Annotated in this window: 8 protein-coding genes; 6 read left to right on the top strand and 2 right to left on the bottom strand. The window is 71.7% G+C overall.

The features are described 5' to 3' along the window. A partial coding sequence (locus Mterra_RS17105) for an HD-GYP domain-containing protein (protein ID WP_119316256.1) occupies positions 1 to 851 on the top strand: 851 nt, incomplete at its 5' end. A 257-nt stretch (positions 852 to 1108) separates the two neighbouring features. On the opposite strand, the gene Mterra_RS17100 is transcribed toward Mterra_RS17105, so the two are convergent. Then, positions 1109 to 1657: a hypothetical protein gene (locus Mterra_RS17100; protein WP_119316255.1), complete on the bottom strand. Its 549-nt coding sequence runs from the start codon at positions 1655 to 1657 to the stop codon at positions 1109 to 1111. A gap of 67 nt (positions 1658 to 1724) precedes the next feature. After that, the gene (locus tag Mterra_RS17095; protein WP_119316254.1) at positions 1725 to 2741 is read right to left on the bottom strand and encodes a LacI family DNA-binding transcriptional regulator; all 1017 of its coding nucleotides are present in this window, start codon (positions 2739 to 2741) and stop codon (positions 1725 to 1727) included. Between the two features lie 297 nt (positions 2742 to 3038). Here Mterra_RS17095 and Mterra_RS17090 point away from each other — a divergent pair, with 297 nt between their 5' ends. The 5 genes from Mterra_RS17090 to Mterra_RS17070 all read left to right on the top strand — a co-directional run. Next, positions 3039 to 4346, top strand: a complete 1308-nt coding sequence (locus tag Mterra_RS17090) for an ABC transporter substrate-binding protein (protein WP_119316253.1) — start codon at positions 3039 to 3041, stop codon at positions 4344 to 4346. Between the two features lie 90 nt (positions 4347 to 4436). Then, a complete protein-coding gene (locus Mterra_RS17085) occupies positions 4437 to 5345 on the top strand; it encodes a carbohydrate ABC transporter permease (protein WP_119316252.1) in 909 nt (302 codons plus the stop codon). Beyond that, positions 5342 to 6163 (top strand): carbohydrate ABC transporter permease, encoded by an 822-nt coding sequence (locus Mterra_RS17080; RefSeq protein ID WP_119316251.1) that lies wholly within the window; start codon positions 5342 to 5344, stop codon positions 6161 to 6163. The genes Mterra_RS17085 and Mterra_RS17080 overlap by 4 nt, the downstream gene beginning before the upstream one ends. A 13-nt stretch (positions 6164 to 6176) precedes the next feature. Continuing rightward, a complete protein-coding gene (locus Mterra_RS17075) occupies positions 6177 to 7193 on the top strand; it encodes a zinc-dependent alcohol dehydrogenase family protein (protein WP_119316250.1) in 1017 nt (338 codons plus the stop codon). Positions 7194 to 7215: 22 nt separating this feature from the next. Then, a partial coding sequence (locus tag Mterra_RS17070; RefSeq protein ID WP_170159715.1) for an alcohol dehydrogenase catalytic domain-containing protein occupies positions 7216 to 7427 on the top strand: 212 nt, incomplete at its 3' end.

The following is a 7427-nucleotide window of genomic DNA, read 5'->3' as shown; positions in this document are numbered from 1 at the left end:
GGGCCGCCGAGCGGCGGGAGGCGGTCGCGCTCGACGACCTCCCCGCCGCGCCCGACCCGGACGCCCCCCCGGGCTTCACCGCCCTGCGGGCGCTGCCGCTGGAGGCGAAGGGGGAATTGCTGGGGGTGCTGGCGGTCTACAGCCGCGGGCCCGCGCGGCTGAGCGCCGAGGAGGAGGAATTCCTGGGCGCGCTGGCCACCCAGGGGGCCATCGCCATCGACAACAGCCGCCTCTTCGGGGAGCTGGAGCGGGCGAAGGAGGAGCTCGAGGAAGCCTACGACCTGACCCTGTGGGGCTGGGCCAAGGCGGTGGAGCTGCGCGACCAGGAGACCGCCGGGCACACCCAGCGGGTCACCGACCTCACCCTGTCGCTCGCCCGCACGCTGGGCATCCCGGAGAACGACCTCGTGCACGTGCGCCGCGGGGCCATCCTGCACGACGTGGGCAAGCTGGGGGTGCCTGACGCCGTGCTGCTCAAGCCCGGCAAGCTCACCGAGGAGGAGTGGGCCGAGATGAAGAAGCACCCCGTCCTCGCCTACGAGTGGCTCTCGCGCATCCCCTTCCTCCAGCGGGCCCTCGCCATCCCCTACGCCCACCACGAGAAGTGGGACGGCTCGGGCTACCCGCGCGGCCTCAAGGGCCCGGAGATCCCCCTCGAGGCCCGCATCTTCGCGGTCGTCGACGTCTACGACGCGCTCGACAGCGACCGCCCCTACCGCAAGGCCTGGCCGCGCGAGCGGGTGCTCGAGCACGTCCGCGAACAGGCCGGGCGCCACTTCGACCCCGAGGTGGCCGCGGCCTTCCTCGAGCTCCTCGCCCAGGGTTCGGACCCGGGTACGGTCCCAGGCTAGACGGGCCAGGGTTCGTCCGGCCCGCTCCCCGCCCGCCGCGGCCGCGGCCGCCGAAGTGTCATGCCGGGTTCAAAAAGATAATCACCCGAACCAAAGACCTTCAGAGGCTATCTTTTAGGACCCCAGAGCCCACCCCTCCCTGACGGCCGGCGAAGCCAGCGTATCCCTCCCGAGGGGCGCTACCGCCCTCCGCCACGCGGATAACTTCGGCCGGGTCAGCTCGTCCCCGAATGGGGACGAGCTGACCGAAGCGGGTATCACAGCACCCGCGCGATGACGTAGGCCTCGTAGAACGCCAGCAGCGCCAGCAGCACCAGCGCGGCGCCCGCGCGGCGGGCGAGCTGCCCCTCGGGGGCGCCGCGGCTGGCGAGGTCGGCGATCTGGGCGTAGGCCGCGAACTCGCCCACCAGCAGCAGCGCGCACCACGTCAGGTACCAGCCGCCGCCGGGCAGCCCGGCCGGGGTGGCGAGCCAGCCCACGCGCAGCGCCCACAGCAGCACGAAGAGCCGGGGGGCGAAGGGGGCCAGGCGGGCCAGCAGCCAGGGCACCGCCACCCCGGCCAGCGCGTTGCCCAGCAGGATGGAGGCCGCCAGGGCCGGCACCGCGGGCGCGGCGGGCCCGTGGATGAGGGCGTCGGGGAGCGCCAGCGGCCCGTGGGGGGCGGGCGGCGGGCCGCCGCCCTCCAGCAGCACCGGCGCCAGGGCCCCCGCCAGGGCCAGCCCCGGGGCCACCCACACCAGCGGGAGCAGGTAGAGCCAGCGGCCGGCAGCCTCCAGGAGCGGGGGGTAGCGGCGCGGGGGGTGCACGGCTCGAGGGTAGCCGCCGCCGCTGAGCCGCGTCTGAGTCGGCGTGCTCGGGGGTCGCCGCCCGGGTTCAGGGCCGGCGGGGCGGGGCGCAGCTCCCCCGCCGGATCAGGCGGCCGGGGAAGCGCAGGCGCACCACCTTGTCGAGCGCCTGGTGCTCGACCGCGTCGAGCACGACCTCCACCGCCGCGCGGCCCATCTCCTCGACCGGCTGCTCGATGACGTCGAGCGGGGGGGTCACCAGCGCCGTCCAGGAGTAGTTGTCGAAGGTCAGCAGCGACACGTCCTCGGGGATGCGCAGCCCCAGCTCCTTCAGGGCCCGGAAGGCCCCCGCGGCCTCGGTGCCGTTGAGCGAGAAGATCGCGGTGGGCGGCTCGGGCAGGCGCATGAGCTCGAGGGTGAGCCTGTAGGCCTCGGGCTCGATGAGCGTGATCACCCGCTGGTACGCCTCGACCGGCGAGAGCCCCACCGAGCGCAGGGCCTCGGGGAAGGCCCGGCTGCGCTCCTCGGGGTGGTAGACCGGGTCGTAGCTGCCCAGGGTGGCGATGCGCCGGTGGCCCAGGGCGTGGAGGTAGCGCACCCCCTCGAACACGCTGCCCTCGTTGTCGAGCATCACGTGGCTGAAGGGGCTGCCGGGGTAGAAGTAGTCGATCTCCAGGACGTAGGTCCCCCGCTCGCGCATCCGCTGGAGGTAGTCCAGGTTGGGCGCGCCGTAGCCCGAGCGGATGATCAGGCCGCTGACGCGCTGCCCGTAGAGCACCCGCAGGTTGGCCCGCTCGAGGGCCGAGTCGTACTCGTTGTCGGTGACGATGAGGGCGTAGCCCCGGCCCTGGGCGGCGTGGGCGACGGTGCGCACTAAGCTGGCGAAGAAGGGCTCGATGATGTTGCCCACCATCAGCCCCAGGGTCTGGGTGCGGCCCCTCCTGAGGCCGCCGGCGACCTGGTCGGGCTCGTACCCGAGCTCTTCGATGGCCCGGCGCACCCGCGCCAGGGTGTCCGGGGCCAGCAGGTGCGGCTCGTGGATGGCGCGTTTGGCGGTGGTGGGGGCGACCCCGGCCCGCTTGGCGACGTCGAGGATGCTGGGCACGTGACCATTGTATCAAGGACGGGGCTTGACAAACAGCAAGGGCTTCCCTAGTCTTATGGTCACGAGACCATCCAAGCCGACGTAGCCCATGCCCCCGTGACGAGGACCGCTTTATCCTGTTGCCGCGCTAATGGTCACGTGTCCATTGCCCCATGAGACCGGTCGAGGGCCACGAAGGGCCCGGCGGCGAAAGGAGGACGAGGAGCTGGACCTGTGAAACCCCGCACAGCGCGCGGCCAACCGCAACCGCAACGGCAACCGGTCACCGGCAGGAGTGGAGTCAGGAGGAGGGAAGACATGCGTTCGTGGAAGTCCTGGATCTTCGGCGTGGGCGTGCTGGCGTCGGCGGCGCTGGCCCAGACCACCATCACCATCGCCACCGTCAACAACCCCGACATGATCACCATGCAGAAGCTCACCCCGGAGTTCGAGAAGGCCAACCCGGGGATCCGGCTCAACTGGGTGGTGCTGCCGGAGAACGAGCTGCGGCAGAAGGTCACCACCGACATCGCCACCAACGCCGGCTCCTACGACGTGCTGACCATCGGCACCTACGAAGCGCCCATCTGGGGGAAGAACGGCTGGCTGGTGGAGATGAGCGGGCTGCCGGCCTCGTACGACCTCGAGGACGTCCTCAAGCCGGTGCGCGCCGGGCTCTCCTACCAGGGCAAGCTCTACGCCCTGCCCTTCTACGCCGAGAGCTCGATGCTGTACTACCGCAAGGACCTGTTCGCGGCCAAGAAGCTCACCGTTCCGGCCCAGCCCACCTGGGCCCAGGCCGTCGAGTGGGCCAAGCAGTTGCACAACCCCGGCGCGGGCGTCTACGGCATCTGCCTGCGCGGCCTGCCCGGCTGGGGCGAGAACATGGCCTTCCTCAGCACCTTGGTCAACACCCACGGCGGCCGCTGGTTCGACGAGAACTGGAGGCCCCAGCTCACCAGCCCCGAGTGGAAGCGGGCCATCGGGCAGTACGTCGAGCTGGTCACCAAGTACGGCCCCCCCGGGGTCACCGGCAACGGCTTCACCGAGAACCTGACCCTGATGTCGGAGGGCAAGTGCGCCATGTGGATCGACGCCACCGTGGCCGCGGGCCACCTGGCTAACCCCAAGACCTCCAAGGTCGCCGACAAGATCGGCTTCGCCAAGTCCCCGGTGGCCGTGACCCCCAACGGCTCGCACTGGCTGTGGAGCTGGGCGCTGGCGATCCCCAAGTCCAGCAAGAAGGCGGAGGCGGCCAAGGCCTTCGTCGCCTGGGCCACGTCCAAGGAGTACGTCGAGCTCGTCGGCCGCACCCAGGGCTGGGTCTCCGCGCCCCCCGGCACCCGCTACTCCACCTACAACAACCCCAACTACCAGAAGGCCGCGCCCTTCGCCAAGGTGGTGCTCGAGTCCATCAACAGCGCCGACCCCGCCAAGCCCACCCTCAAGCCCGTGCCCTACACCGGCGTGCAGTTCGTGGGCATCCCGGAATTCCAGGCCATCGGGACCCAGGTCGGGCAGTTCATCGCCGGCATCGTCACGGGCCGGACCAGCCTCGACGCCGGGCTGGCCCAGGCCCAGGCCGCCGTCGAGAAGCTGATGAAGGAAGCCGGCTACCTCAAGTGACGGGGCAGAGGGCCGAGCCGGCGATCGCGTAGGCCACACCGCGCCGGGCGGGCCGCCCCGCCCGCCCGGCCACCCCTCGAGGTCGAGGATATGACCCGCACAAGCGCTCTCAACCGGCCGCGGCCCCGGTCGGCCCGGCCCAGCACCCTCTGGCTGCTCGGCCCGGCGGTGCTGCTGCTCGTCGTCTGGACCCAGGTCCCCTTCATCCTCACCGTCTACCACTCCTTCCGCCGCTTCGACCTGCTCAACCCCGAGCGGCAGGGCTTCGTCGGCCTGGGCAACTTCGGCTCCCTGCTCACCGACCCGATCTTCTGGACCTCCGTCCAGAACACGCTGGTGCTGGTGGGCTCGGTGCTGCTCGTCACGGTGGCGGCCGGGCTTTTCCTGGCCGTGCTGTTCCACCAGGACTTCCCCGCTCGAGCCCTGGCCCGCACCCTGGTCATCTCCCCGTTCTTCGTGATGCCCGTCGTCAGCGCCCTGATCTGGAAGAACATGCTGATGCACCCGGTGTACGGGCTCTTCGCCCGGGTCGCCGAGGGCTTGGGGCAGCGCCCCGTAGACTGGCTGGCCGCCTACCCCATGCCCTCGGTCGTGCTGATGGTCTCCTGGCAGTGGATCCCCTTCGCCCTGCTGCTCATCCTCACCGGGCTGCAGTCGCTGTCGAAGGAGCAGCTCGAGGCCGCCAAGATCGACGGGGCCAACGCCTGGCAGGAGTTCCGCTACGTCATCGTGCCCCACCTGGCCCAGACCCTGGGCGTGGTGGTGATGCTGGAGACCATCTTCCTGCTCACCGTCTTCGCCGAGATCTACGCCTCGACCTCCGGCGGCCCCGGCCTGGCCACCACCACCCTGCCCTACCTCATCTACCTCAAGGCCTTCGGCGAGTACCGCATCGGGGTGGCGGCGGCGGGGGCGGTGTTCGCGGTCGTCCTGGCCAACGTCGTGGCGGTGTTCGTGCTGCGCACGATCGGGCGCAACCTGCAAGGGGGCCGCACGTGAGCCGCGCCCGGCGCGTCCGCTGGGAGCTGACGCTGCTGGCCTACCTGGCCGCGCTCGTCATGTTCTTCCCCATCCTCTGGCTCTTCCTCACCGGCCTCAAGAGCGAGGGCGACGCCATCGCCATCCCGCCCAAGCTGCTCTTCACGCCCACCCTCGAGAGCCTGCGCGAGGCCCTCGCCCGCAGCGACTACGCCCGGCACTTCCTCAACTCCGTCGTCTCGGCGCTGGGTTCGACCGCGCTGGCGCTGGCCCTGGCTATCCCCGCCGCCTACTCCATGGCCTTCTACCCCACCAGGCGCACCAAGGACACGCTCTTGTGGGTCATCAGCACCAAGATGATGCCGCCGGTGGGGGTGATCATCCCGGTGTACCTGATCTTCCGCGACCTGCGCTGGCTCGACAACGTCTGGGCCCTGGCGCTGATGTACGCGGTGATGAACCTGCCGGTGGTGGTCTGGACGCTGTACGCCTACTTCCGCGAGATCCCCCACGAGATCATGGAGGCGGCCCGGGTCGACGGGGCCGGCACCTCCGAGGAGCTCACCCGCGTGCTGCTGCCCGTCTCCGGCCCGGCCGTGGCCTCGGCGGCCCTGCTGAGCGTCATCCTGGCCTGGAACGAGGCCTTCTGGAGCCTCAACCTGACCTCGGCCCAGGCCTCCCCGCTCTCGGTCTACGTCGCCTCGTTCAAGACCGCCGAGGGGCTCTTCTGGGCCAAGATGTCGGCGGCCTCGATGATCGCCGTGCTGCCGGTGATGATCATGGGCTGGCTGGCCCAGCGGCAACTGGTGCGGGGCCTGACCTTCGGGGCCGTCAAGTAAGGAGTTAAGACGTATGCGAGCCGCCGTGATCACCCGACCCCGGACCCTCGAGGTGCAAGAAGTCCCCACCCCGTCCCCCGGCCCCGGGCAGGTGCGCGTGCGGGTCGGGGCCGCCGGGGTGTGCGGCACCGACGTGCACCTGTTCGACGGGCACTTCCACGCCCGCCTGCCCCTGATCCCCGGCCACGAGGTCGCCGGGGTGATCGACGCCGTCGGGCCGGGCGTCGCCGAGCTCCACGAGGGCCAGCTCGTCGCGCTGGACCCGGTGGTCTCCTGCGGGCAGTGCTGGGCCTGCCGGCGGGGGCAGCGCCAGCACTGCCTGCGCTTCGAGGCGCTGGGCCTGACCCGGCCGGGGGGCTTCGCCCAGCACGTGGTGGCCCCGGCCGCCAACGCCCACCCGGTGCGCGGCCTCAGCGCCGCCGAGGCCTCCTTCGCCGAGCCGCTGGGCTGCGTGGCCTGGGGGATCGTGCGCCTGCGCCCCGAGCCCGGCAGCAAGGCCCTGCTCTTCGGCGCCGGCCCCATCGGCCTGCTGCTGATGCAGGCCTTGCGGATCTCGGGGGCGGCCGAGGTGACGGTCGTGGACCCGGTGCCCGAGCGGCTGGCCCTGGCGAAGGCGCTGGGGGCGAGCCACGCCGTGCCGGCCGGGGCGGGCACGGCCGACGCCCTGCGCGACCTCGAGCCCCACGGCTTCGACGTCGTCGCCGAGGCGACCGGCGTCGCCGGGGTGGTGGAGGCCATGCCGCGCTACGCGGCGGTGGGCGGCAAGGTCCTGATCTTCGGCGTCGCGCCGGAGGAGGCCACCGTCCGCCTGAGCCCCTACGACGTGTTCCGGCGCGACCTGAGCGTCGTCGGCAGCTTCTCCCTCAACGGCACGCTCCCGCTGGCGCTGAGCTGGCTCGAGAGCGGCCGCGTGCGGGTCGGCCCCCTCATCAGCCACCGCCTGCCCATCGAGGAGCTGGGCAAGGCCTTAGAGTACAAGGAGCACCCCGGCATGGGCGACGCGCTCAAGGTGCTCATCGTCCCGGAGTGAGCGGGGGAGGGGAGGAGCGATGATGCGAACCCGGATCAGCAGCCCCCACCGGATCGCCTGGGCCGAGGGCCCCGAGCCGGAGCCGCGCGCGGGGGAGGTGCTGCTCGAGCCGCTGGCGGTGGGGGTCTGCGGCTCGGACCTCCACGTCTACGAGGGCCTGCACCCCTTCGTGAGCTACCCGGTGTTCCCCGGCCACGAGGTCGCGGCGCGGGTGGTGGGGGTGGGGCCCGGGGT

This window comes from Calidithermus terrae, from assembly GCF_003574345.1.
In the GTDB taxonomy this organism is placed as follows: domain Bacteria; phylum Deinococcota; class Deinococci; order Deinococcales; family Thermaceae; genus Calidithermus; species Calidithermus chliarophilus.
Note: the sequence above shows the minus strand (reverse complement) of the source record. Positions and strands in the feature narration are given on the sequence as shown.